This is a genomic window from Nocardia sp. 348MFTsu5.1, from assembly GCF_000383535.1.
GTDB classification, from domain to species: domain Bacteria; phylum Actinomycetota; class Actinomycetes; order Mycobacteriales; family Mycobacteriaceae; genus Williamsia; species Williamsia faeni.
On the sequence record NZ_KB911511.1, the window covers coordinates 190,552 to 216,119 of the forward strand.

Annotated in this window: 23 protein-coding genes; 17 read left to right on the forward strand and 6 right to left on the reverse strand. The window is 64.2% G+C overall.

Annotation, left to right across the window (positions count from 1 at the left end):
- Genes H290_RS0107250 through H290_RS0107305 form a run of 12 tightly spaced genes read left to right on the forward strand, consistent with a single transcriptional unit; the run spans position 1 to position 12,451 of the window.
- Positions 1-864, forward strand: a complete 864-nt coding sequence (locus H290_RS0107250; protein WP_028462902.1) for an SDR family NAD(P)-dependent oxidoreductase — start codon at positions 1-3, stop codon at positions 862-864.
- Positions 865-904: 40 nt separating this feature from the next.
- Positions 905-2,287 carry an aromatic ring-hydroxylating dioxygenase subunit alpha gene (locus H290_RS0107255; RefSeq protein ID WP_020106121.1) on the forward strand — a complete coding sequence of 461 codons (1,383 nt, stop codon included), beginning with the start codon at positions 905-907 and terminating at the stop codon, positions 2,285-2,287.
- A gap of 46 nt (positions 2,288-2,333) precedes the next feature.
- A complete protein-coding gene (locus H290_RS0107260) occupies positions 2,334-4,172 on the forward strand; it encodes an NAD(P)/FAD-dependent oxidoreductase (protein WP_020106122.1) in 1,839 nt (612 codons plus the stop codon).
- Positions 4,169-5,098, forward strand: a complete 930-nt coding sequence (locus tag H290_RS0107265) for an SDR family NAD(P)-dependent oxidoreductase (protein ID WP_020106123.1) — start codon at positions 4,169-4,171, stop codon at positions 5,096-5,098. Before H290_RS0107260 ends, H290_RS0107265 begins: the two co-directional genes overlap by 4 nt.
- Positions 5,088-6,794, forward strand: coding sequence for a thiamine pyrophosphate-binding protein (locus H290_RS0107270; protein WP_020106124.1), 1,707 nt, complete (start codon positions 5,088-5,090; stop codon positions 6,792-6,794). The genes H290_RS0107265 and H290_RS0107270 overlap by 11 nt, the downstream gene beginning before the upstream one ends.
- A gap of 51 nt (positions 6,795-6,845) precedes the next feature.
- Positions 6,846-8,282, forward strand: a complete 1,437-nt coding sequence (locus H290_RS0107275; RefSeq protein WP_020106125.1) for an aldehyde dehydrogenase family protein — start codon at positions 6,846-6,848, stop codon at positions 8,280-8,282.
- Positions 8,283-8,284: 2 nt separating this feature from the next.
- The gene (locus H290_RS0107280) at positions 8,285-8,818 is read left to right on the forward strand and encodes a nuclear transport factor 2 family protein (protein ID WP_036518313.1); all 534 of its coding nucleotides are present in this window, start codon (positions 8,285-8,287) and stop codon (positions 8,816-8,818) included.
- Positions 8,815-9,675: an SDR family NAD(P)-dependent oxidoreductase gene (locus H290_RS0107285; RefSeq protein WP_020106127.1), complete on the forward strand. Its 861-nt coding sequence runs from the start codon at positions 8,815-8,817 to the stop codon at positions 9,673-9,675. The genes H290_RS0107280 and H290_RS0107285 overlap by 4 nt, the downstream gene beginning before the upstream one ends.
- Before the next feature lie 43 nt (positions 9,676-9,718).
- Positions 9,719-10,285 carry a nuclear transport factor 2 family protein gene (locus H290_RS0107290; RefSeq protein ID WP_028462903.1) on the forward strand — a complete coding sequence of 189 codons (567 nt, stop codon included), beginning with the start codon at positions 9,719-9,721 and terminating at the stop codon, positions 10,283-10,285.
- Positions 10,286-10,296: 11 nt separating this feature from the next.
- Complete coding sequence (locus H290_RS0107295) at positions 10,297-11,130, forward strand: TauD/TfdA family dioxygenase (protein ID WP_020106129.1); 834 nt, start codon at positions 10,297-10,299, stop codon at positions 11,128-11,130.
- Positions 11,127-11,870 (forward strand): SDR family NAD(P)-dependent oxidoreductase, encoded by a 744-nt coding sequence (locus H290_RS0107300; RefSeq protein ID WP_020106130.1) that lies wholly within the window; start codon positions 11,127-11,129, stop codon positions 11,868-11,870. The genes H290_RS0107295 and H290_RS0107300 overlap by 4 nt, the downstream gene beginning before the upstream one ends.
- Positions 11,870-12,451 carry a carboxymuconolactone decarboxylase family protein gene (locus H290_RS0107305; RefSeq protein ID WP_020106131.1) on the forward strand — a complete coding sequence of 194 codons (582 nt, stop codon included), beginning with the start codon at positions 11,870-11,872 and terminating at the stop codon, positions 12,449-12,451. The genes H290_RS0107300 and H290_RS0107305 overlap by 1 nt, the downstream gene beginning before the upstream one ends.
- Positions 12,452-12,807: 356 nt before the next feature.
- Here the strand turns inward: H290_RS0107305 and H290_RS0107310 are convergent, their stop codons facing one another.
- Genes H290_RS0107310 through H290_RS0107320 form a run of 3 tightly spaced genes read right to left on the reverse strand, consistent with a single transcriptional unit; the run spans position 12,808 to position 15,991 of the window.
- Positions 12,808-13,572 carry an enoyl-CoA hydratase/isomerase family protein gene (locus H290_RS0107310; protein WP_020106132.1) on the reverse strand — a complete coding sequence of 255 codons (765 nt, stop codon included), beginning with the start codon at positions 13,570-13,572 and terminating at the stop codon, positions 12,808-12,810.
- Complete coding sequence (locus H290_RS0107315; RefSeq protein ID WP_036518376.1) at positions 13,572-14,834, reverse strand: acetyl-CoA hydrolase/transferase family protein; 1,263 nt, start codon at positions 14,832-14,834, stop codon at positions 13,572-13,574. Before H290_RS0107315 ends, H290_RS0107310 begins: the two co-directional genes overlap by 1 nt.
- Positions 14,834-15,991, reverse strand: coding sequence for a CaiB/BaiF CoA-transferase family protein (locus tag H290_RS0107320; RefSeq protein ID WP_081631513.1), 1,158 nt, complete (start codon positions 15,989-15,991; stop codon positions 14,834-14,836). The genes H290_RS0107315 and H290_RS0107320 overlap by 1 nt, the downstream gene beginning before the upstream one ends.
- A 75-nt stretch (positions 15,992-16,066) precedes the next feature.
- Here H290_RS0107320 and H290_RS0107325 point away from each other — a divergent pair, with 75 nt between their 5' ends.
- From H290_RS0107325 to H290_RS0107345, 5 genes are all read left to right on the forward strand, one after another.
- Positions 16,067-17,590 carry a class I adenylate-forming enzyme family protein gene (locus H290_RS0107325; protein ID WP_020106135.1) on the forward strand — a complete coding sequence of 508 codons (1,524 nt, stop codon included), beginning with the start codon at positions 16,067-16,069 and terminating at the stop codon, positions 17,588-17,590.
- 5 nt (positions 17,591-17,595) lie between these two features.
- Complete coding sequence (locus H290_RS0107330; protein ID WP_051121927.1) at positions 17,596-18,342, forward strand: SDR family NAD(P)-dependent oxidoreductase; 747 nt, start codon at positions 17,596-17,598, stop codon at positions 18,340-18,342.
- A gap of 111 nt (positions 18,343-18,453) precedes the next feature.
- Positions 18,454-19,437 (forward strand): MDR family oxidoreductase, encoded by a 984-nt coding sequence (locus H290_RS0107335; protein ID WP_020106137.1) that lies wholly within the window; start codon positions 18,454-18,456, stop codon positions 19,435-19,437.
- A gap of 15 nt (positions 19,438-19,452) precedes the next feature.
- Positions 19,453-20,643: a MaoC family dehydratase N-terminal domain-containing protein gene (locus H290_RS0107340; RefSeq protein WP_020106138.1), complete on the forward strand. Its 1,191-nt coding sequence runs from the start codon at positions 19,453-19,455 to the stop codon at positions 20,641-20,643.
- Positions 20,644-20,698: 55 nt separating this feature from the next.
- Positions 20,699-22,411 carry a class I adenylate-forming enzyme family protein gene (locus H290_RS0107345; protein ID WP_051121919.1) on the forward strand — a complete coding sequence of 571 codons (1,713 nt, stop codon included), beginning with the start codon at positions 20,699-20,701 and terminating at the stop codon, positions 22,409-22,411.
- Between the two features lie 68 nt (positions 22,412-22,479).
- On the opposite strand, the gene H290_RS0107350 is transcribed toward H290_RS0107345, so the two are convergent.
- From H290_RS0107350 to H290_RS0107360, 3 genes are read right to left on the reverse strand one after another with little or no spacing between them, the layout of a single operon-like run.
- Positions 22,480-23,592 carry an acyl-CoA dehydrogenase family protein gene (locus H290_RS0107350; protein ID WP_020106140.1) on the reverse strand — a complete coding sequence of 371 codons (1,113 nt, stop codon included), beginning with the start codon at positions 23,590-23,592 and terminating at the stop codon, positions 22,480-22,482.
- Positions 23,592-24,776, reverse strand: coding sequence for an acyl-CoA dehydrogenase family protein (locus H290_RS0107355; protein ID WP_020106141.1), 1,185 nt, complete (start codon positions 24,774-24,776; stop codon positions 23,592-23,594). The genes H290_RS0107350 and H290_RS0107355 overlap by 1 nt, the downstream gene beginning before the upstream one ends.
- Positions 24,776-25,555 (reverse strand): enoyl-CoA hydratase/isomerase family protein, encoded by a 780-nt coding sequence (locus tag H290_RS0107360; RefSeq protein ID WP_020106142.1) that lies wholly within the window; start codon positions 25,553-25,555, stop codon positions 24,776-24,778. Before H290_RS0107360 ends, H290_RS0107355 begins: the two co-directional genes overlap by 1 nt.
- Positions 25,556-25,568: the final 13 nt, after the last annotated feature.

Here is a 25,568-nt window from a genome sequence, read left to right on the forward strand (position 1 = left end):
ATGACCAACACCCCTACCGATCCCAACGGGTTCGTCGATCTGACCGGCCGGATCATCATCGTGTCGGGCGCCGCCGGTGGCGGCATCGGCACGTCCGTGACGGCCCTGATCGCCCGCGCCGGAGCGACGGTCATCGCGGTGAGCCGCTCGAAGGACAACCTCAAAACCCACATCGATCCGCTTGTGGGTGAGGGGCTCCGGGTTATCCCGGTCGCCGCCGATGCGTCGACCGACGAGGGTATCGCCACCGCCATGGAGGCCGCTCGCAATGCCGAGGGGACGCTCTACGGCCTGGTCAACGTCGCGGGCGGCGCCGCTCCGGCCACCTGGATGCCGGCCACCCGTGTGACCCGCTCGGACTGGCGGGATCTGTTCACCCAGAACCTCGAGACCATGTTCTTCATGAGCCAGGCGGTTGCCGCCGAACTCAAGGCACAGGGTCTGCCGGGTTCGATCGTGTCCATCTCCTCGATCAGTGGAATGAACACCGCGCCTTTCCATATCGGATACGGCACGGCCAAAGCCGCGCTGGTGGCGGCGACCCGGACGATGGCCGTCGAACTGGCCACCGACAACATCCGGGTCAACACGATCGCCCCCGGGGTCACGGCCACACCGGCTTCGGAGATGTACGTCGACAAGGACCCGGATCGGGACCAGCGAGCGATCGCGATGGGCCGCCGGGGCCGCCCGGAGGAACAGGCCGGCGCCATTCTGTTCCTCTTGTCCGACCTCTCGAGCTACGTCACCGGACAGACCCTCCTCGTCGATGGGGGCCTGAATCTCAAGTGGACACACCTGGGCGCCGACCACACCTCCTTGTTCCTCAAGGACGAGGGTTTCCGCGCAGCCATGACCCACTGAACAAATACCAACCGGGACAATACTTTTGAAGGAGAATGTCATGACCGACACAGTCGACAACATCCGGACAGCAGTTACGACCACCGACGATGAACCACCGACCACGCCACTGACCATCGGCGTGGAGGCCTACACGTCCAAGGAATATGCGCAGGCCGAAGGCGACAAACTGTGGTCCAAGGTGTGGCAACAGGTCGGCCGTGTGGAAGAGATTCCCAATGTGGGCGACTACCTCACCTACGACATCGGTGATGACTCGATCATCATCACCCGCACCGGACCCGACACGATCACCGCCTACCACAACGTCTGCTCACACCGGGGCCGCCGACTCGTCGATACGCCCGAGGGCGATCGCGAAGCGCGTGGGCACTGCCGGACGTTCGTATGCGGCTTTCACGGGTGGACCTACGACCTCGAAGGCAAGAACGTCTGGGCCGCCGAAAAAGAGGACTGGCCAACCGGATTGACCGAGGAGCGGACCAGGCTCACCCCTGTCAAGGTCGACACCTGGGGTGGCTGGGTCTGGATCAACATGGACCCCGACAGCGAGCCGCTGCGGGACTACCTGGAGCCGGCCGCTTCGCTGCTCGAACCCTTCGAGCTGCACAACATGCGCTACCGGTGGCGCAAATGGCTTGTCTTCGACTGCAACTGGAAGATCGCCCTCGAGGCGTTCATGGAGACCTATCACGTCCCGTACACCCATCCCGAGTTCCGCGCGTACGGCACGTTCCTGGGATGGTCACGCGCACAGGGCAAACACAGCAACATCGGCTACGACGCGCCGAAAGGCATGGAAGAGAATCAGAAGCTGCGCGTCGGTGAAGGCGCGGATGCCCGGATCTCGACCATCGACCTCCAGAACTTCACGTGGGAGAACGCCAACACCAATACAACTCGGACACTCGTCGATGCCGCCCAACGCCTGATCGACGAGCTGCCCGAAGGTACGCCACCCGGCGAGGTTTTGGCCCACTGGCTGACGTCGGCACGCAAAGATGACGCCGATCGTGGCGTGATCTGGCCGACCGTCCCGCCCGAGATAGTTGCCAAGAGTGGTACCGCCTGGCAGATCTTCCCGAACTTCCAGATCGGCCACGCCCTCAACAACATGCTCTGCTACAGCGCGCGTCCCTACGGCGACGATCCCGACAAGTGCATCTTCGAGGCCGCCGTCTACGAGCTGTTCCCCGAAGGTGAAGAGCCGGAAACGAAGTGGGAGTACGCACCGGTCGACGATCCGGGTTGGCGCACCGTGCTGCCACAGGATTTCGTCAACATGGCCGCCATGCAGAAGGGCATCAAGTCACGCGGCTTCTCCGGCCCGAAGCCCAACCCGTACCGCGAGCGCAGCATCGTCAACCTGCACCACAACCTCGCGAAATACATGGGCACCGGCGCTCCCACCGATCTGGCCTGACGGCCTCACACCACAACCACCAGTCAATACCGATCAAGGAATCAGAATGCAGCAGAACTGCGCCCCTACGCAGACCCCCGACGTCGACCAAGCGGCACTGCGGGAAAAGTACCTCGCCGAGCGCGACAAGCGCCTGCGTCCGGAAGGACAGCAGCAGTACCTGGAGGCCGAGGGCGAATTCTCGGACTTCTACGAGGGCGATCCGCACATGCCAGTGGTGCCACGTGAGCCGATCACCGACGAGATCGAGGTCGTGATTCTCGGTGGCGGCCTGTCCGGCCTCATCACCGCACACCGGCTCCAGGAGCAGGGTGTCAACGACTTCAAGATCATCGAGCTCGGCGGCGACTTCGGTGGTGTCTGGTACTGGAACCGTTACCCCGGAATCCAGATCGACTCGGACGCCTACTGCTACCTCCCGCTGCTCGAAGAGACCGGCTACATGCCGAAAGAGAAGTTCTCCAAGGGCGACGAGTGCTACGAGCACGCCCAGCGCATCGGTAAGCACTTCAACCTCTACGACCACGCGATCTTCCACACCCTGATCCAGTCGCTGCAGTGGGATGACGAGATCAACCGCTGGCAGATCAAGACCAACCGGGGCGATGAGATCCGCGCCCGCTTCGTGGTCATGTGCCAGGGCCCCTACAACCGCCCGAAGCTTCCGGGTATCCCCGGCATCAAGGATTTCAAGGGCCATACCTTCCACACCGCCCGCTGGGATTACGAGTACACCGGCGGCAACCTGCACGGCGGGCTCGACAAGATCGCGGACAAGAAGATCGCCGTCATCGGCACCGGATCCAGTGGTATCCAGGCGATTCCGCATCTGGCCAAGGGCGCGAAGCATCTGACCGTCTTCCAGCGGACTCCGTCGTACATCTTCGAGCGGGCCAACTACCCCACCGATCCGGAATGGGTCAAGAGCCTCGAACCCGGTTGGCGGGCAGCGCGTCAGCGCAACTTCCACAACGCGGCGTTCTCGTTCTACAGCCCCGGCGAGCCGGACCTCATCTGCGACGGCTGGACCGAGGTCGCCCGCAACCTGGCCGCAAAACTGAACGCCACCCCGAACTACGAGGGCTGGGCCGCCCTGGCCGATCCGGTGAAGTTCCTGGAACTCAAGGAGATCGAAGACTACCGGTCCATGGAGCGCCTGCGGCAGCGTGTCGAATCGATCGTCGAAGATCCGGAGACCGCGGAGATCCTCAAGCCGTATTACCGCAACATGTGCAAGCGTCCGGTCTTCAACGATGACTACCTGCCGACCTTCAACCGCGACAACGTCACCCTGGTCGACGTGTCCGAGACAAGGGGCGTCGAGCGCATCACCGAGAAGGGCATCATCATCGGTGGCGTCGAGCACGAGTTCGACTGCATCGTCTTCGCCAGCGGCTTCGAGATCACCACAGCCCTCGACCGGCAGTACGACATCACACCGTTCGCCGGCAAGGACGGAACGTCGCTGTATGACCACTGGGGCAAGGGTTTCCGCACCCTGCACGGCATCATGGCCAACGGATTCCCCAACCATTTCGCCACCGGGTTCATCCAGGGCGGCGTCACCGCTGCCACGACGCTGATGTACGAGCAGCAAGCCGACCACATCGCGTACATCATCAAGCAGGCGGAGGAGCGCGGCGCCACGTATGTGGAGCCGACGCCGGAAGCCGAAGAGGGCTGGGTGCAGACCGTTCGCCAGTTCTCGATCGACAACAGCACGTTCACCACCGAGTGCACGCCCGGCTACTACAACAGCGAGGGTGAGCCCAACGGGCGTTCCTTCCTCGGTGATCCCTTCTGGGGCGGCTTCTACGAGCTCACCGAACTGTTCGAGGCATGGCGCGGCACCGGTGAACTCGAAGGGCTGGTCCTCGACAAGTGAGCACCGAACTCAGGTTTGACAACCGTGTTGCCGTAATCACCGGTGCCGGTCGTGGATTGGGCCGCGAATACGCCCTTCTGCTGGCATCCAAGGGCGCGAAGGTGGTGGTGAACGATCCCGGTAGCAGTATCAGCGGAGAAGGCACCACCGCCGGCCCGGCCGAAGACGTTGTGGCAGAGATCCTGGCCGCCGGCGGCGAGGCGATCGCCAACATCGACACGGTGGCCACCGCCGAGGGTGGCCAGGCGATCATCGACACCGCCATCAACACCTACGGCAAGATCGACATCCTGATCCACAACGCCGGCAACAACCGCTACGCACCGCTCGCGGAGATGTCCTACGAAGACTTCGATGCCGTCCTCGACGTGCACCTGCGGGGCGCATTTCATGTTGTGCGCCCGGCATTTCCACTGATGTTGGAGGCGGGCTACGGACGTATCGTCCTGACCTCGTCCATCGGCGGGATCTACGGCAACTCGAATGTCGCCAACTACGGTTCGGCGAAGGCCGGTATCATCGGACTCTCGAATGTCGCGGCAATCGAGGGCAACGAGCACGGCGTGATTTCGAACGTCATCGTGCCCGCGGCGCTGACCCGACTCGCCGAGGGGTTGGACACGTCGGCATATCCGCCGATGGGTCCGGAATTGACCGCACCGGCCGTGGGTTGGCTGGCGCACGAATCCTGTTCCATCTCAGGCGAAATGCTCGTCGCTATCGCGGGTCGTGTCGCGCGGGCATTCATCGCCGAAACACCGGGTGTATACCAGCCGTCGTGGACGATCGAAGAGGTCGCCGACCAGATCGACACCATCCGCGACACCGACAACCCCTGGATTCTGCCGGTCGTCCCAGCCGGTCACGTCGAACACATCACAAAGAGCTTCACGATTGCCATGGAGGGCAGCACACGTGTCAGTTAAGGTTTACGAACGAATTCTCGATCTCTTCGAGGCCGAGGGCATCAATACGCTTTTCGGTATCCCTGATCCCAACTTCGTTCACCTGTTCCAGCTCGCCGAGGAACGCGGCTGGAATGTTGTTGCCCCGCACCATGAGGAATCAGCAGGCTTCATGGCCGAGGCCGTCTCCCGGATGACCGGCAAGGCCGCGGTCTGCATCGGCACGCTCGGCCCGGGCCTGGCCAACCTCGCCGGCGCCATCATGTGTGCCAAGGTCGAGAACTCCCCCGTCATCTTCCTCGGCGGCCAGCGGGCCCGCATCACCGAACAGCGCGTCCGTCGCGGACGTATCCAGTTCGTGAAGCAGACTGCTCTGGTCGAGAACTCGGTCAAATACAGCGCCAGCATCGAATATGCCGAGCAGACCGACGAGATCATTCGCGAAGGCCTCCGCAAGGCACTGTCGGGAACGCCAGGTCCGGTGTACATCGAGTACCCGCAGCACGTGATCCTCGAAGACATCGACGACAAGCCCGTCCTGCCCCCGTCTGCATACCGTCTCGTCGGCCAGACCGCCGGTCAGAACTGGATCGACGAGGCAGCACGTCTCGTGGCTGCCGCGAAGCAGCCCATTCTGCTTGTCGGACACGGTGTTCACACGTCCCGCGCCGGCGCATCGGTCAAGGAACTCGCCGATCTGATGGCCTGCCCCGTCATCCAGACCTCCGGTGGCACCTCGTTCATCGAAGGTCTCGAAGACCGCACGTTCCCCTACGGCTTCTCCAAGTCCGCGGTCGACGCCGTCGTCAAGTCCGACCTCTGCATTGCGATCGGCACCGAACTCGGTGAGCCGGTCCACTTCGGTCGCGGTCGGCACTGGGTGGCCAATGAGGAGAACCGCAAGTGGATCCTCATCGAACAGGACCCCACGTCGATCGGCGTGAACCGCTCGATCGACGTTCCGCTGGTGGGTGACCTCCGTGCCGTTGTTCCGCAACTCGTTGACGCCCTGAAGGATTCACCGCGGACTGCCACTCCTGAAGTGGCACAGTGGATCGCCGATGATGCCGCTCAACTGGCGGAACTCGCCGAAACCGCGCCCTCGGGCCGGTCCCCGGTGCACCCGGCCCGCCTGATCGTCGAGGCCACCAAGGACTTCCCGGCCGACGGCATCATGGTCCGCGACGGCGGTGCCACCACGATCTTCGGCTGGACCTATTCACAGGCCAAGCCCCACGACGTGATGTGGAACCAGAACTTCGGACACCTGGGAACCGGTCTGCCCTACGCCGTCGGCGCAGGTGTCGCCGCAGGCGGCAAGCGCCCGATGATGCTCATCACCGGCGACTCGTCGTTCCAGTTCCACATCGCCGAACTCGAAACGGCTGCCCGGCTGAATCTGCCGCTGGTCTGTGTTGTCGCCACCGACTACGCCTGGGGCCTGGAAGTCGGTGTCTACAAGCGCACCTTCGGGCACGGGTCGCGTGAGACCGGCGTCCATTGGGGCACCGACACCCGCTTCGACAAGATCGCCGAGGGCTTCGGCTGCTACGGCGAGTACGTCGAAAAGGACTCCGAGATCGCTCCCGCCATCAAGCGCGCGTACGAAAGCGGAAAGACCGCTGTCATCCACGTTGCCATCGACCCGGTCGCCAACTCCGAAGAGATGCCTAGTTATGACGAGTTCCGCACCTGGTACGCAGAGGGACAGCAGTGAGTCAGGCAGCAATGGACAACCACGTGGCACAACAAGGGAATTGGGGCAATCATGCGTGAGTACCTGAAGTTCTACATCGACGGCGAATGGGTCGATCCGGCTCAGCCCGGAACCTTCGACGTCATCAACCCCGCCACCGAAGAGGTCGCGGGCACCGTGGCCGCCGGCTCGGCCGCTGACGTCGATCGGGCGGTTGCCGCCGCTCGCAAGGCATTTGACACCTGGTCGGTCACCCCGGTTGCCGAGCGGATCGCGCTGCTCGAGAACATCGCCGTCGAATACGAGAAGCGGATGGCCGATCTCGGTGCCGCCCTCACCGAAGAGATGGGCGCACCCAAGGAACTCGCGGGTGGCTTCCAGGTGGGTCTGGGCGCAGGCCATCTCGGCACCGCGATCGAGGTCCTCAAGGGATTCACCTTCGAGGAGGAACAGGGTGGCTCGCTGGTCGCCAAGGAACCGATCGGCGTCTGTGGTCTGATCACGCCGTGGAACTGGCCGCTGAACCAGATCGCGGTCAAGGTGTTCCCCGCACTGGCAACCGGTTGCACCATGGTACTCAAGCCTTCTGAGCGGTCACCGTTCAACGCCCAGATCTTCGCCGAGATCCTCGAGGCCGCCGGTGTTCCTGCCGGTGTCTTCAACCTCGTACAGGGTGACGGACCGAATGTGGGCGTGCCACTGTCGAGCCATCCCGACGTCGACATGATCTCGTTCACCGGATCCACCCGGGCCGGTGTCGACATCGCGAAGAACGCTGCGGCAGGCGTCAAGCGGGTCACGCAGGAACTCGGTGGCAAGGGCCCCAACGTCATCCTCGATGATGATGCGTTCGCCGACAATGTCAGCGCCGGTGTCGTCACCATGATGCTGAACTCCGGACAGACCTGTAGCGCACCTTCGCGCATGCTGGTTCCGGCCGAGCGGATGGAAGAGGCCATCGGCATCGCCAAGGCCGCAGCCGCCACGGTCACCATCGGTGATCCGAATGGTGATTTTGCAATCGGCCCGGTGGTGGCGAAGTCGCAGTACGACAAGATCCAGGAGCTGATCCAGCAGGGCATCGACGACGGCGCCACCCTGGTCGCCGGCGGCCTCGGCCTTCCCGAGGGGTTGACCAAGGGCTTCTACGTCCAGCCGACCGTCTTCGCAGATGTGAAGAACGACATGAGGATTGCCCGCGAGGAGATCTTCGGTCCGGTGTTGGTGATCCTGGGTTATGACAGCGTCGACCACGCCGTCGAGATCGCCAACGACACCGAATACGGCCTGGCCGCGTTCGTTGCCGGCACCGACCTCGACGCCGCACGCGCCGTGGCCCGCCGGATCCGCGCCGGGTCCGTCGCGATCAACTCCGCCTTCGACTTCTGCGCTCCTTTCGGTGGCTACAAGAAGAGCGGTAACGGACGTGAATGGGGCGAGTTCGGCTTCAGCGACTACCTCGAGATCAAGGGCATCCTCGGCTACACGCCGGCGAGTGACAGCGAGTGACGATGAGCGACAACGATCTTGCGGTTCTGCTCGACCATCACCTGATCCGTACCTGCATCGCCCGGCTGGCCCGGGGCGAGGATCGGCGTGATGCCGAGCTGGTCACTGCAGCCTTCTGGCCCGACGCCACCACCGACTTCGGTATCTTCGCCGGCACGTTCGACGAGTACCTGGCGTGGGTGGTGCCGGGGTCGCCGGCCATCACGGTCACCCAGCACACCCTCGGACAGACTCTGACGGAGTTGGACGGTGTTGTCGCAGTGGCAGAAACTCATGTGACGGCGTACCACCGGGTGAACATGGGTACCGAAGAACGCGACTCCGTGATCGGTGGCCGCTATCTCGATCGATTCGAGAAACGTGGCGCCGAATGGCGTATCGCCCATCGCACGATGCTCTATGACTGGCTCCGGGACGACGGTGTGTCGACGGACTGGTCGCAGGGCTTGATGGGTGCGCCGTTCTCAGGCGATCACTTCACCGGCAAGTCGGTCGGCGATCACAGTGAAGCCTTCTTCTCCGGCACGGGCGGATGAGTTCTCTACAGGGCAAGGTTGCTGTCGTGACCGGCGCCAGCCGCGGTATCGGAAAAGGTATCGCGCTGGCGCTGGCCGAGCAGGGGGCCACGGTCTACGTCACCGGACGTACCGTGACCCCCGGCGTCGACCCGCTACCCGGGACCATCGGCGAGACCGCGTCGGAGTGTGATCGCCGGGGCGGCAAGGGTATTGCTGTCGCGGTGGATCATTCGAACGACGAGCAGGTTGCCGAATTGTTCACCCGGGTCCGCAATGAACAGGGCCGGCTCGATGTCCTGGTCAACAACGCCTTTGCGCTCCCCGATGACCTCACCGACCCTGAACCCTTCTGGGACAAGCCCCTGTCGAACTGGGAGATGATCGACGTGGGCGTCCGTTCGAACTTTGTGGCCGCCTGGCACGCCGCGAAGATCATGGCGCCACAGAAGTCCGGCCTGGTGGTCGCCATCTCCGGATACACCGGGGTGTCGTACACCTACGGCGTCCTGTTCGGTACGGCCAAGTCCGCCGCCGACCGGATGGCGCGGGACATGGCCGTCGAGCTGAAACCGGTTGGAGTCACTTCGATCTCGCTGTGGCAGGGCTTGACCTTCACCGAACGTGCGAAGCGGAATCTGGCCGCTGTCGACGGCCTGAGCGGCCAGGCGGCAACCATGCCTGAGAACGGCTGTTCCCCCGAGTACCCGGGGAGGGTGATCGCGGCTCTCGCCACTGATCCAGATCTCCTCAAGCGTACCGGCGGGACCTTCATCACTGCCGAACTCGGCGACGAGTACGGCATCAAAGATATTGACGGCCGATCGATTCCGTCGCTCCGCGCCACCCGCGGATCGCCGATCTGGTCGCCGGTCTGACATCAATCACCGCAATACATCTACCCACCGCACGGAGGACATCGTGAGCACGTCGACCACACCGAACAGGCAAGCACAGTTGGAAGCGCTCCTGGACCGCCAGGAGATTCTCGACACCCTGACCCGATTCTCCCGGGGCATGGACCGATTCGACCGCGAGCTGTTCCTGTCGGCGTTCTGGACCGACGCCACCATCGCCGCAGGAGACTTCGTCGGCGGGCCGGACGACCTGTACGACTGGGCTGTCCCGATGCACGAGCAGGGGCAGAACGCGACCCATCACAACCTGCTGAACCACACGTGCGACATCGATGGCGACACCGCCCACACCGAGACGTACTACCTGTTCGTCGGCCGAAATCGCGACGACAGCAACTGGATTGCCGGCGGCCGGTACATCGACCGTCTCGAGCGCCGCGACGGCCAGTGGAAGATCGCTCTGCGCACCAACGCGATCGAGTGGTCGGGCTTGGTGCCCACCATGGACATCCCGTTCAAAGATGTCCCGGACATCTTCCTCAACGGCACACCGTCGCGCAGCACGGATGACCCGTCGTACCAGCGACCGCTGACCAACGTCCGGTCGGCCAACGTTCCCACCAGCAGCTAGGAGAAGTACACATGAGCACACTTGCCGTTGAACGGCTTACGACCAATGTCGGGGCGAAGGTCTTGGACGTCGACCCGACCCGCCTGGCCAACGACCCCGACCTGGCAGACCAGGTTGCCGAGGCGTTGGAAACCCATTCGGTGCTGCTGTTCCCAGAACTCAACGCCGACGACGAGACGCTGGTCGAGTTCTGCCGGAAACTGGGCAAGCTGATCAACTTCTCCCATCTGCCCCCGGAGACCGCCGAGGTGATGGAGATCAGCTTCGATCCCAGCAACCCGAACGCGGAATACTTCGCCAGCAACTGCTTTTGGCATATCGACGGCCTACTCGACGAGATCGCGCCGAAAACGTCGATGCTGACCGCACGGGTGACGTCGGCCGAAGGCGGGGAAACCGAGTTCGCCAGCACCTACGCGGCCTACGATGCGTTGTCCGACGAGGAGAAGGAACGGTTTGCCGACCTGCGGGTGGTTCACACCTTCGAGGCCATCCAGCGCCTCACCTACCCGAATCCGACGCCGGAACAGTTGACCGAGTGGGCCTCTCGTTCCGTCCGGGAGCATCCGCTGGTGTGGGAACACGATTCCGGACGCCGCTCACTGGTGTTGGGCGCAACGGCTTCTCACATCGCCGGCATGGATATCGAAGAGGGCCGCGCGTTGCTGGCCGACCTCCAGGCACGCACCACCGCACCGGAGCAGGTCTGCCAGCACAGCTGGACGAATGGTGACACGGTGCTGTGGGACAACACCGGTCTGGTTCATCGCGTTCGCGACTTCGACCGCAACAAGCCACGCACGATGCACCGTTCCACCGTTGCCGGTCAGGAGAAGATCAAATGAGTGGTCGCACAGCGATTGTCACCGGAGGCGCCTCCGGGATCGGCTTCGCCATCGCCAAACGCTTTGCCGTAGACGGCAATCTGGTGGCGATCTTCGACATCAACGGTCCGGCGGCGCAGGCTGCGGCCATCGAGATCGAGAAGGCCGGCGGCAAGGCGATCGGACTCGCGGTCGATGTCACCGACCGCGCCCGCGTCGATGCGGCAGTCGCCGAGGTCAAGTCCACTCTGGGGCGTCCGACGGTGCTGGTCAACAGCGCCGGTGGCACCCTGGCCGGACCGTTCCTCGACATCACGCCGGACACCTGGAATCGCGCGCTGGCACTCAACCTGACCAGTACGTTCCACCTCTGCCAGGCAGTGATCCCGGAGATGCTGGAGGAGGGCTGGGGACGGATCGTCAACATCTCGTCGTCCAGCGTCCACAGCGGCTCGCCGGGGCTGGCCAGCTACGTGACGTCCAAATCGGGTGTCGTGGGCCTGACCAAGGTGCTGGCCCTCGAATTCGGCAGGCGCGGCATCACCGTCAACACCGTGCCACCGGGCTTCATCGACACTCCGATGCTTCGCCAGACAGTCGATTCCGGAATGGTCGATGTCGACGCGCAGGTCGCCAAGACCCCCGTCGGCCGGATCGGTCAACCCGAAGATGTCGCTGCCACATGCGCATTCCTCATCAGCGAGGAAGCCGGTTACATCACCGGACAGATCATCGGCGTCAACGGCGGACGGAACACGTAGTGGCACGGATCGATCCGGCCAAGCGAGCCGACTGGTCCACCGAGATGCAGGATTTCGTCGACGGATTCCGGTCCTCGGTGGCCAGTGCCGGACCGGAGGAGGGCCGGCAGGCCGGCGACAACCTGCTCGGGACGCTGGCCCGGTATCCCTCCCTCGCAATGGCGTTCCTGACGTTCAACAAGCACCTGTTGTCGGGGTCGGCTCTGACCATCCGCCAGCGCGAGCTCTTGGTCCTGCGGGTGGCCCACCTCCGCCGGTCCGACTACGAGTGGGCGCAGCACGTGATCCTCGCCGACCGTGCGGGTGTTACGTCCGATGAGATCCGCCGGGTGGCCATCGGCTCAGATGCACCCCAGTGGTCCCCGCTCGAGAGTGCGCTGTTGGCGTCCGTCGACGAGCTTCTGTCCGAAGGTGTGGTCCGCGACCGCACCTGGAAGGTGCTCGCCGCGGAGTTCGACGAGCAGAAGCTCATGGACGTGGTCTTCACCGTCGGCTGCTACTCGATGCTGGCAATGTCGTTGCGGTCCTTCGGGATCGAACCGGAAGAAGGACTACGCCCGTTCCTCCCGGCTCCCCGCTAGCTCTCCCCCACCCCGCCCCCGTCGACCGTGCCCAACCCACCGCCGAGCGTGCCTTAATCGCCATCGAGCGTGCCAATGATGCCCGCGCCCTGAGAATTTCGGCACGATCGACGGCTCGTTCGGCACGCTCAACGGCTGGTTCGGCACGGTCGACGGCTGGCAGGACGACCCGAACAACCAGTGCTACTCGATGACGGCACCGTCCCCGAGACCCACACCGCCGAGCGTGCCTTAATCACCGCCGAGCGTGCCAATAATTCTTGCGCGCTGGCAGTTTCGGCACGCTCGACGGTCGGTTGGGCACGGTCGACGGTGATTAAGGCACGGTCAACGGCTCGTTCGGCACGGTCGACGGGTCAGTTGCCGGTCCAGACCGGGGCCCGTTTCTGTGAAAACGCGGTGGGCCCTTCCTGTGCATCGGCGCTGTTGTAGCAATCTTCCGCGGCGGTCCTCGCTGCGGCCAACGCGTCGGACCGACCCATCTCGGTTGCGATCATCACCGTGTCCCGGGCCGCCTTCACCGACAGCGGCGCTCCGGCCAGAATGTCGGTCGCAAGCTTGATTGCGGCGTCCAGCAATGCTTCTGGTTCGGCGACCCGATTGACCAGTCCGATTTCGTAGGCCCGCTGCGCAGTGATCGGTTTTCCGGTGAGCAGGATCTCCATCATGATCCGCTGCGGGATCATGTGGATAAGTGGTGACGCCCAGGGCGAGCTCCGGCCGACTTTGACCTCGGTGACGGCGAACTTCGCGGTGGTACTTGCCACGCACAGGTCGCAGGCCTGGGCGATCATCCAGCCGCCGGCGAAGGCAAATCCGTTCACCGCGGCGATGGTCGGCTTCGACAGCTCGATGGTGTCGTAGGGCAGGGCGAACATATCGCGCGGTGGGACCGCCATACCCGTCGAGACCATCTCTTTGAGATCGCCTCCGGCGCAGAAAGTCTCGCCGGATCCGGTCAGGATCGCCACGCGCAGTGCCGAGTCGTTCTCGAAGCGTTCCCACGCCTCGCGCAGACCTTCGCGGACATCGACCGACAGGCAGTTGCGGGTGTCGGGACGATTGATGGTGATGATCGCGATGCCGTCATCACGGGCATCGAACAGGACGGCGTCGCTCACTAGTAGCCCCTCTGCTGGATGACGTGTGCCTCGCGGGATAGGTCTTCCTGAAAGTCCGGATGTGCAATCGCGATAAGGCGTTTGGTGCGCTCGGCCAGGCTCTGGCCGCGTAGCGCAGCCGCACCGAACTCGGTGACGATCACATCGACATCGCTACGCGGCGTGGTGACCGGACCCGACAGCGTCGCGGTGATCCGACTGATTGTTCCCTTTTTCGCGGTGGCCGGAAGCGCGATGATCGCGTGACCGCCCGGCGACCGGGCTCCTCCACGAACGAAATCGAGCTGACCGCCGGTGCCACCGAGGTAGGCGGCGCCACTCTGCTCGGCGTTGACCTGACCGGTCAGATCCACTTCCAGAGCTGAATTGATGGTCACCAGATCATCGAGCTGGGCCATCACCGCCGCCTCGTGGGTATACGCCGTGTTGCACATGCGCAGTTCCGGATTCTGATGGGCGAAGTCATACAGACGCCGGGTACCGATCAGTGCGCCCGCGATGCTCACACCGGGGTCAATTCGCTTGCGGGCGTTGGTGACCGCGCCGGCCTCGATGAGGTCGACCAGGCCGTCACCGACCATGCCGGAATGCACACCGAGGTCCTTGCGATCGCGCAGCAGCCGCAACATCACCTCGGGCACCGCGCCGATGCCCATCTGGATGACGGCACCGTCGCCGATGAACGCGGCCGCGTGCTGCGCCATCGCCATGTCGGTGTCGGTGATCGGCCCGGGCCTCACCTCCACCGGAGGCCGCGAGACGTGCACTGCATAGTCGATCGCGGAGGCCGGGATCGTTTCGCCGTAGCTGAACGGCACCTGATCGTTCACCTCGGCGATGACAACGCGGGCCTTGGCCACCGCGGACTGTACGTAGTCCGCGATGAGTCCGAGACTGTGGTTGCCGTCGGCGTCGGCGGGACTGACCTGGATCAGGGCGACGTCGCACGCAAAGTCGCCGCTCGCGATCATCGGGGCGATCTGGCCGACATGGCACGGAACCACGTCCAGCTCATGGGCTTTGCTCATCACCCGCAGCGAGCCCATCGCCCCCATACTCGACAGCCGGAAGCTCTTCGCCGTTTCCGGCGTGAAGAGTCCGGAGAAACTGGTCGAGATGAACGCCGACAGTCCCCCGACCTCATGGCCCTGCTCGATGAGGGCTTCGATGAGTGTCGTGGGTTCACCACATGCCTGACCGATGACGATCCGATCGCCCGGGAGCAGGTAACGCTGCAGATCGATCGCCACGGCGTCCGTCATCACGACCACGTCCCCTCGGCCGAACGCAACTGGGCCTTGACCTCTTCGGTGTTCTCACCGAGCCGGGGGGCCGCACTGTCGATCCGGCCGGGGGTCCGGGAGAACCACGTGGGCGGTCCCGGGAAACGTACTGTGCCATACGGTGACTCGACCTCTTCGAAGAAGTCGACCGCTTCCAGATGTGGATTGTCGAACAGCTCGTCGAGGGAACGGACCGGTGCGGCCGGAACGTCCAGGGAGCGCAGCAGGTCGAGCCACTCCTGGGTGGTGCGTTCGGCAAACGTCTGTCCCAGAAGCGAGTACACCTCGTTGATGCGTGCGGCCCGCTGCTCGAGGGTGGCGAAGTGCTCCCCTGCCCATTCAGGGGCAACAGCACCGACAAATGCGTTCCACTGTTTGTCGTTGTAGACCAGCGCCGAGATGTGTCCGTCCTTGGTGCGGTACGGCTTTCGATTCGGTGACACCGCCCGGTGGTAGGCGGCCGGGCCGAGCGGCGGCGTGAACATCGCACCGCCGGCATGCTCGACCAGCATGAAGGCAGCCATCGTCTCGAACATCGCCACCTCGACCTCTTGGCCTTCACCGGTGCGTTCCCGGTGGAACAGCGCCATCGTGGTGGCGTAGAGGGCCGTCATGCCCGCGACCTTGTCGGCGACGATGGTGCCGACATAGCTGGGTTCGCCGGTCAGCAGTTCCTGTGCGAACGGCAGACCGCATTCGGCCTGGATGGTGTCGTCGTAGGCGGTGAGATTCGCGTCCGGACCGCCCCGGCCGTATCCGTAGCAGTTCGTGTAGATGATCGACGGGTTGATCGCGGCGACCGCGTCGTAGTCGAAACCGAGTTTGGCGATCGCCGTCGCGCGCATCGAGTGGATGAAGACGTCGGCGGTCTTGATCAGATCACGCAGAACCTGCTTGTCGTCGTCGGTCCGCAGATCGAGAACCACGCTGCGTTTGCCGCGGTTCACGTTCACGAACACCCCACCCATGCCGGGTTCGGGCCCCACCGAGATGTATCGGGTGTTGTCCCCGGAAGGGATCTCGACCTTGATGACGTCTGCGCCCATGTCGGCCATCACCTGCGTGCAGTAAGGCCCCATGACCATTGCCGTCAAATCAACTACGCGTACTCCGGCCAACGGACCTGTGTGTTTCATCCCCAACCCAACCTCATCGACAACGAACCCAAGCTATCAGGTCAATGTTTACAAGGATAGTGGTATGACTAGCAGGTGGAGATTTCAAAGCCGATCGGGCAGGTCCTGGAACCCTCTCTCGCGGTCCGTCCAGATGCGCCCGCGATCGAAGCCGCCTCCGGGATCTGGACGTACACCGAACTCGATGACCAAGCCCGGCGGGCCGCCGGTGCGTTGTGGTCGTTGGGCGTGCGCCCGGGCGACCGCGTCGCCGCCTGCCTTCCCAACGACCTCGACATCGTTGCAGCCTTCCACGGCGCGCAACGGATCGGTGCGATCTGGACCGGCGTCGGCGAAGCCCTGGCTGCCGGAGAACAACAAGACATCGTCGACCTGTGTGAGCCGGCCGCGTTCCTGACCGGAGCGAACGGCAAGGTCTCCGGCCCGGAGTGTGTCGATCCGCAGCGCTGGTCCGAATTGATCCGCAGCGATCTGGACGCGCCACCGGTGGAGCCGGACATCGATGCACCGGCCGGGATCGCGTTCACCAGCGGGACCTCGGGTCGCCCCAAAGCAGTGGTCCACAGTCACCGGAACCTACTGTTGCCGGGCGCGGCACTTGTCAGCTCCCGCGGATGGGGCCCTGACCTGCGCAAGGGCGACAGTTTTCCGCTGACGATCCTCAACCTCATGGTGCTGTCGACGCTGCTCACCGCACAGGCAGGCGGATGCGCGGTGGTGATGAACCGCCGCGACGTCGAAGGCGTCATCGAGTGGATCAGCAGCCGGCGCGTGACCGTATGGAACGGCGCACCGGCCCAGCTCTACGACCTCGCACGCCGCCCCGACGCCGATCTGAGCTCACTCCGGGAAGTGTGGAGCGGTGGCGGCGACACCTCCGACGCCCTGCGCCAGGAGTTCGCCGACGCCCACGGACTGATCCCCCGCGTCACCTACGGACTGACCGAGGCGCCGACAGTGGTCTCGATCGATCCGGCGGACGGCCAGTGGCAGCAACGCGCCAGCGGCCAGGTTCTCCCACACTTCGACGTCGCCGCCTTCGACGACGACAACAATCGGCTGCCGGCCGGCGAAGTCGGCGAGCTGAAGCTGGCCGCGGCCACCGACGGCGAGTGGGCGGGTGTCTGGCGGTCGATGCTCGGCCACTGGGGCCCGGACGGACTCGACGTATCGCCCCCGGGCCCATTGGCCACCGGCGACATCGGGACCGTCGACGACAACGGCTGGCTGACCGTCGTCGACCGCAAGAAGCTGGTGATCATCAGGGGCGGGGCCAACATCTATCCACTCGAGGTGGAACGCGCCATCGGCACCCACCCGGACGTCGAGCGCGTGGCGGTGTACCCGATACCGGATGACCGCCTGGGTCAGCGGGTCGCGGCCGTTGTCGAGAGCCCGCTGCCCACACTGGATTTCGACGCCCTCGCCGCCCATTGCCGCCGCGAGGTGTCGTCGTACAAGGTCCCCGAGACGTGGGCGCAGGTCACCGCATTGCCGGTGAATGCCATGGGTAAGGTGCAGCGCGCCGGCCTCGCCGAGTTCGTCGAAGAACAACGTATTGCCGGCGGGCAGGCCACATCGAAGGGAACGACCGCGTGACGGAGATGTTCGACCTCAAAGGCAAGGTGGCCATCGTGACCGGCGCATCGTCGGGACTCGGGGTCGCGGTCGCGGAGACCTTGGCCGACGCCGGCGCACGGGTTGCGGTGGTGGCCCGCCGCAAGGAAAAGCTGAGCGAGGTCGCCGAGCGCATCGACGGCCTGGCCGTTGCGTGCGATCTCTCGGACCTCGAGCAGGTCGGCACCATCGTGCCCACAGTCGTCGACGAACTCGGTCCACCGGACATCATCATCAACGCCGCCGGAAGCATGTTCACCGAGGAGAAGGCCGAGGTCGAGCCACTCGAGGCCATCCGGCAGACCCTCGGTTTGAACCTGATGGCCCCTTTTCTGCTGGCCCAAAGCGCCTTTCCCCACATGGTCGCGGCCGGCGGTGGTTCGATCGTGAACATCTCGTCGATCAGTGGGCAGGTCGGGATCCCCGGGATCCCGCAGGCGTCCTACGCGGCGAGCAAGGCCGGCCTCTCCGGCCTGACGGTCGAGCTCGCGGTGCAATGGGCGAGGCACTCGATCCGGGTGAATACGGTGGCTCCGGGATTCTTCCGGAGCGAGATCACCACGCCGCTCTACACCAACGAGCGCTCGTCGGCGTACCTGCGCCGAAACACACCTCTACCGAAGGAAGGTTCCGCGCAAGACATAGTCGGCGCTGTGCTCTGGCTCGCCTCCGACGCCGGGAGCTACGTCACCGGTCAGACCATCAAGGTCGACGGCGGCTGGACGGCTCGCTGACGCATCCGCGGTCAGCAGTACCACTGCAAGCATTGCAATCCTTGTGAGGATTAACGTAATGTCGGCCACATTATTGCCCCGTTTTGGGGTGCAGAAAGGACTTCTTCACTCATGTTTTCGGCAGTTGTCATCGAAAAGGGCGAAGCAGGGCAATCGGTTGCCGTGCAGAACGTCGAGGAATCCGCACTTCCGGACGGAAACGTCCAGATCGACGTGGACTACTCCTCACTCAACTTCAAAGACGCCCTTGCCATCACCGGCAAGTCCCCGGTGGTCCGCAAGTTCCCGATGGTGCCCGGCATCGACCTCGCAGGCACCGTCACGGCCAGCTCGCACGGCGACTGGTCCGAAGGCGATCGGGTAGTCCTCAACGGCTGGGGCGTCGGTGAAACCCACTGGGGCGGCTTCGCCCAGCGCGCGAGCCTCAACGGCGACTGGCTGGTCCCGCTGCCCGCCGAGTTCACCGCGAAGCAGGCCATGGCGATCGGCACCGCCGGCTACACCGCCAGCCTCTGCGTCGAGGCCCTGGTCAACGCCGGCGTCCGCCCGGAGCAGGGCGAAATCCTCGTGACCGGAGCCACCGGCGGTGTCGGCAGCGTTGCGATCGCACTCCTGACCAAGGCCGGATTCACCGTGGCCGCATCCACCGGCAAGTCGTCCGAGGTCGAGTACCTCCAGAAGCTCGGTGCAACGACGGTCGTCGACCGCGCCGAACTGTCCGAAAAGGGCAAGCCGATGCAGAAAGAGCGCTGGGCGGGAGTTGTCGATTCCGTCGGTAGCTTCACCCTGGCCAACGCCTGCGCCCAGACCCGCTACGGCGGCACCGTCACCGCCTGCGGTCTCGCACAGGGCATGGACTTCCCCGCCTCGGTCGCGCCGTTCATCCTGCGTGGCGTGTCGCTCCTGGGCATCGACAGCGTGATGGCACCCAAGGAACGCCGGATCACCGCCTGGGCACGCCTGTCCCGCGACCTGGATCCGAGCGCCCTGGAATCGATCGCCACCGAGATCTCACTTGCAGAGTCGATCAATGCAGCCGATCAGCTGATGGACGGCACCGTCCGTGGCCGCATCGTCGTCGACGTCAATCGCTGAATTAGGAGCACACGCATGACCAGCAACGAAACAGAATCAGTCCAGATCGACCTCTCCGACGTCGACCACCGCGTGGGCAAGCCCATTGGCGGCGGGCAACTCTGGGATCCCTGCAGCACCTCCGACATCCGTCGGTGGGCCATGGCGATGGACAACCCGAATCCCCTGCACTGGGACGAAACGTTCGCAAAGAAAAGCCGATACGGCGGACTCATCGCACCGCAGTCGATCGCGGTGGGCCTGGACTACGGGCACGGCGCGGCACCGGCATGTGTGGGACACATCCCGAACAGTCACCTGATCTTCGGCGGTGAAGAATGGTGGTTCTACGGAACGCCTGTGCGCCCCGGCGACAAACTGTTCCAGGAACGTCGCTTTCACGATTACAAGATCACCGAGACAAAGTTCGCCGGCCCGACCATGTTCTCCCGTGGCGACACCACCCACAAGAATCAGCATGGTGCGCTCGTCGCCCGGGAACGGTCGACCGCCATTCGCTACCTCTCCGAGGAAGCCACCAAGCGCGGCATGTACGACAGCCAGATCGGCTCGCTCAAGAAGTGGACCAAAGAAGAACTGGACGAGGTCGACAAGCTGCGCGATGACTGGCTGATGTCCAATCGAGAGGGCATCTCGCCGCGTTTCGAGGAGGTCAAGGTAGGCGACAAACTCCATCGTCGCGTGATCGGACCGCACAGCATCGCGAGCTTCACCACCGAGTACCGCGCCTTCCTGTTCAACATCTGGGGAACATTCGAATGGGTTGCGCCCGAAGGTGTCGACGATCCATGGGTGTACCAGGATCCGGGCTGGATGGAAGGGTTCGGCTTCGACGAAGAGGGCGCCAAGATCGATCCGCGCAAGCGTGACGGTCTGTACGTCGGCCCTTCGCGCGGTCACATCGACAACGAGAAGGCGGGCGAGGTCGGCATGGCCCGCGCGTATGGCTACGGCGCCACGATGGGTGCCTGGTGCACCGACTTCCTGGCCAACTGGGCCGGCATCGACGGCATGGTCCGGCACACCAAGGCCGACTTCCGCGGTCCCGCCTTCGAGGGTGACGTCACCTACTTCGACGCCGAGGTCGTCGACAAGCAGGCCGAGTCCGAATGGGGCGTGCCGCTCGTTCAGATCAAGCTGAAGCTCACCGACCAGAACGGCGTCACGCTGGTCACCTGCACGGCCGAAGTCGAGTTGCCGCTCTAGCCACCCGGCAGATCCCGAGCGCCATCAGTTCCAGAGACCGCGAAAGGTCCGTTTCATGAGCACTCCCAAGGTTGACTCCCCTCCGACACCGCTGTCGGTCGTGTCGGGCCCGCCACTGGACGACGAACCCGGGCTCGGCACCCTCACGATGCCGGGGTTCCTGCGTGAGGTGACCACGCGGTTCAGCGACCGCGAGGCACTCGTCCTGCATACGCCGGAGGGGGTCATCCGCTGGAGTTACACAGAATTGTGGGAACGCGCGGTCGAGGTGGCCCGCGCATTGCGCGCGACCGGACTCGGTAAAGACGGCCGAGTCGGCGTGCTCATGACGAACCGGCCCGAGTGGATCGCAGCAGTCTTCGGCACGTCACTTGCCGGTGGTGTTGCGGTCACACTCAGCACCTTCTCGACCCCGTCGGAGTTGGACTACCTCCTCGACATCTCCGAGGTCTCGGTGCTGCTGTACGACCACAAGGTGTTGAACAAGGACTTGACCGCAGTCCTGACCGACCTCGATCCCGAGATCGGTACCGCAGCACCCGGCACGCTGCAGTCGGCAAAGTATCCGTTCCTGCGACACCTCGCCACCGTTGGCGGCGAGGGTGTCGGGGCGATCGAGTCCTGGGATGTGTTCCTCGAACGTGGGCAATCCGAGCCACGAGAGCTGGTGGAGGCGACAGCCGCCGCGGTGAAGCCCAGCGACACCGCGGTGCTGTTCTTCTCCTCGGGAACGACCAGCAAGCCCAAGGGCATCTTCAGCGCTCATCGTGGAGTTTCCATTCAGCTGTGGCGCTTCTGCCAGATCTACAACTTCGGCCCGGACGACAACATCCGGTGCTGGAGCGCCAACGGATTCTTCTGGTCCGGCAATTTCGCCATGGCACTGGGCAATACGCTGGCCAGCGGTGGATCGCTCGTACTGCAGACGACCTTCGACGCCACCGAAGCGCTGGAGCTCATCGAATCCGAAAAGGTGAACTTCCCGTTCGCCTGGCCGCATCAATGGGCACAATTCGAATCGGCGCCCAACTGGGCCACAGCGGATCTGAGCAGTCTCCGCTTTGTCGACTATCGCACCCCCGTGGCCCGCCATCCGTCCGTCACCGCGGAATGGATCGAACCCGGGTACGCCTACGGAAACACCGAAACCTTCACGATCTCAACGATTCTCCCGGCGAACACCACCGAGGAGCAGGCCGGCGGCAGCAGTGGCAAACCGCTGTCCGGCATGACGGTGAAGATCGTGGACACGTTGACCGGTGACACCGTCCCGCTGGGCGAACGCGGTGAGATCTGCGTCAAGGGACCGACGTTGATGCTCGGATATCTCGGCACACCGCTGAGCGAGACCGTCGACGACGAAGGCTTCTTCGTCACCGGGGACGGCGGTTATCTCGACGCCGAAGGCCGTTTGTTCTGGGAAGGCCGCCTCACTGACATCATCAAGACCGGTGGCGCCAACGTGTCACCCCTCGAGGTCGATGAGGTATTGGTCGGACATCCCGGCGTCAAGGTCACGCGCACCGTCGGCGTGCCGCACGAGACGCTCGGCGAAGTGGTTGTCGCGTGCATCGTTCCGCACGACAACGCACAGCTCGACCCCGAAGAGGTCCGCACGTTCGTCAAGGCCGAGCTGGCGAGTTACAAAGTGCCGCGCCATGTTTTGTTCTTCACCGACGACGAGGTCACTCTGACCGGCAGCGCGAAAATCAAGACCAGCGAGATCCGCGAACTCGCCACGAAGAGGCTCGCTCCCGCAACCCAGTAGCGAGATGTTCTGGGATGTGGTGTTTCTGGCGGCCGAGACCTTCGGGTCGAGGCCGCCAGAACAGCAGACTATCGGTATCGGGCGGCCAGTCCTGCGCGATGCTGCGCGGGTGAACCGAACAGTGACCGATTCAAAATGGCGCGCTTGAGGTAGACGTGGATATTGCTCTCCCACGTGTAGCCCATACCGCCGTGGAGTTGCATTGCCTTGCCCGCCACATCCACGGCCATCGCAGACGTGAACGACTTGGCCATCGAAACCGCCACCGCGGCATCGGGTTGGTCGGCGGCCAGCGCACCGACTGCAGCATCAACGAGCTTCTGTGCCACCGTCACCTGGACGAGCATGTCGGCGCAGGCGTGCTTCACGGCCTGAAATGATCCGATCTTGCGGCCGAATTGTTCTCGTACACCGACATATTCGACCGTCAACGCCATCACGGCCTCACTGAGCCCGAGACTGTCGCAAGCTACTCCGAGTGCCGCGCGATCGTGAAGGTGCCGCAGCGCATCCGCGCCGTCCGACGCGAACCGCCACACCGATTCCACCGGCACCACCACGTCGTCGGCGATCACGCGACCGAAGCTGCGGGTGAGGTCGACAACCGGCTGATCAACAACCGTCAGTCCACTGGTGGTCGAATCGACGGCCACGATGACGATCCCACCGCCGACGTCCTCTGCATCAAGCGCGGGAATGAGGAGGCGGTCGGCGCCGGGGGCACCCAGGACCAGGTCGGCGTCACCGCGCAGGTGCCATCCCGCCTCGTCGCGGGTGATGCGGAACGACGTCTGATCGATCTCGTCGAGGTTGCTCTCGCCTTGGACCACGACAATCGGGACGGAACCACCGGATACGGTGTCCCGCAACAGTTCATCGCGGGCCGGAGACGACGCCAGCGATTCCAGCAGTCCCAGGCTCAGTGTTGCCACGGCCGGGTAGGGGCCGGTTGTCAGCGCTCGTCCGGCTTCTCGCAGGACAACGGCCGTCTCGGCGAAAGTCGCAGCGGCGCCGTCGAATTCCTCTGCTGCTTCCAGTCCGAGCCATCCGGATCCGGCGACCTGCTGCCAATCGACCGGGGTACCGACGTCCACTTTGGCAAGCAGGTCACGTGCGACCGCGCGAAGTTCCCCATGCAACTCGGAGAGATCGTGCAGTTCGGAGAGGTTGTCAGTCGACATCAGGCTCCCGCCGGTTCTCGCGGCAGACCGAGGCCCCGCTCGCCGATGATGTTGCGTTGTATCTCGCTGGTGCCACCCGGGATGGTCCATTCCCACGATCCGATGAAATCCAGGACCCAGGAACCGGATTCCCATCCGCTCGACAGTGGTTTACGCAGGTCGGTCTGCGCGGACAGCCCGGCGACCTCGGCACCGAAGTCGGTCAGTTGTTGCAGCAATTCGCTGTAGAACAGCTTCACGATCGAGGCATCCGCCGGCCCGGAGTCGTCGTTGGTCGCAAAGTCGGAGCAGAGCAGTCGCAGGCCGTCGATCTGAATCTCCAACTCCGCGAGCCGATCTGCCACCCGCGAATCATCGAGCGGCACAGAACCGTTCCGGCGGGGTTTCGAGCATTCTTCGACCAGCCATCGAAAACCACCGTGTGCCAGGCGTTCCGACAGTTCCAGCATCGTCATCCCGCGTTCGGCGCCGAGTGTCTCCTGGGCCACCTGCCAGCCGGCGTTCTCCGGACCGACGAGATTCTCGGCCGGGATCACCACGTCGTTGAGGAAGATCTCGCAGAAGTGCGACTCGCCGGTCGCCTGCCGGATGGGCCGGACGTCGATACCGGGGGTGCGCATGTCGAGCAGGAAGTACGAGATCCCGCGCCGTTTGGGCGCCTCCGGATCCGTTCGCGCCAACAGCAGGCACCAGTCGGCGTGCAGAGCGCCACTGGCCCAGAGCTTCTGGCCGTTGACGATGTACGTGTCACCGTTCTTGCGCGCAGATGTCTTGAGAGCAGCCATGTCCGAACCCGCGCCGGGTTCGGAGAATCCCTGACACCAGATCTCACCGTCGAGGATCGCCGGGAGGTGGCGTTCGCGTTGCTTCTGCGTCCCGGCGGCCAGCAGCGTGGATGCCGCGTGGTGGATCGAGACGAATGGCAACACCAGTCGAGGTGCGTCGTGGGCGGCGAGTTCTTGGTAGAGCACCACTTGTTGCTCGACCGTCATGCCGCCACCCCACGCGGCCGGCCAGTGCGGAACGGCATATCCGGCTTGGCGGAGTTCGGCGAACCAGTTCTTCTGGAAGCGGACGAACTCCTCATCCGACACCCCGGTCTGCGCCGATCGCCAGTCCGCCGGAATGTTGTCCACACACCAATCCCGGACCGTCGCACGGAAGTCACTGAGCTCTTCTGACATCAGGAGCGAGCCCGTTCCACCAGCGCCAGAAGGCGTTTGCGGTGTTCCTCGGACTGCATCGTGACAACCTCAGCGGCGAATCCGGCCTGCAATGGGCCGGCGAGGGCCTGGCTCAGATGCATGTTGACGATGCGTTTGGTGCTCTGCAACGCCTCGCGGGGTTGCGCGGCGAGACGCTGCGCCAGTTGCTGCGCCTGGTCGCCCAGGTCATCGGGGGCACAGACACGTGTTGCCAGACCCAACTCGACAGCAGTTGCTGCCGGGATCCGGTCACCGGTGTACAGGTACTCCCGCGACCTCAGGATCGGCGTCAGCAACGGCCAGAACGCCGCTCCGCCATCACCGGCGGCCAAACCGACTGCCACGTGAGGATCGGCCAGATAGGCCTTCTCCGAGATCAGCACCATGTCGCAGAGCACCGCGATACTGCAGCCGAGACCGACCGCCGGGCCGTTCACGGCAGCGATGATCGGCAGCGGGAACCGCAGCATCTCGTCGATGATCTCGGCGCCTTCGCGAATGCTCTCGTCGCGGCCGACCGGGTCGTCGAGGAAGGAGGTGATCCAGTTCAGATCTCCGCCGGCACTGAATGCCCGACCCGACCCGGTGAGGATCACCACGGCGGCGTCGCGGTCGGCAGCGATCTGCCGCCAGACGTTGGCCAGAGCCCAGTGCAGGTTCTTGTTGACCGCACCGAGGTCGTCGGGCCGATTGATGGTCACCGTGCGGATGGGTCCGTCACTGGTCACCGTCAGTTCGTCGGGAAGATCGTATTTCACTGGTTCCCCACTG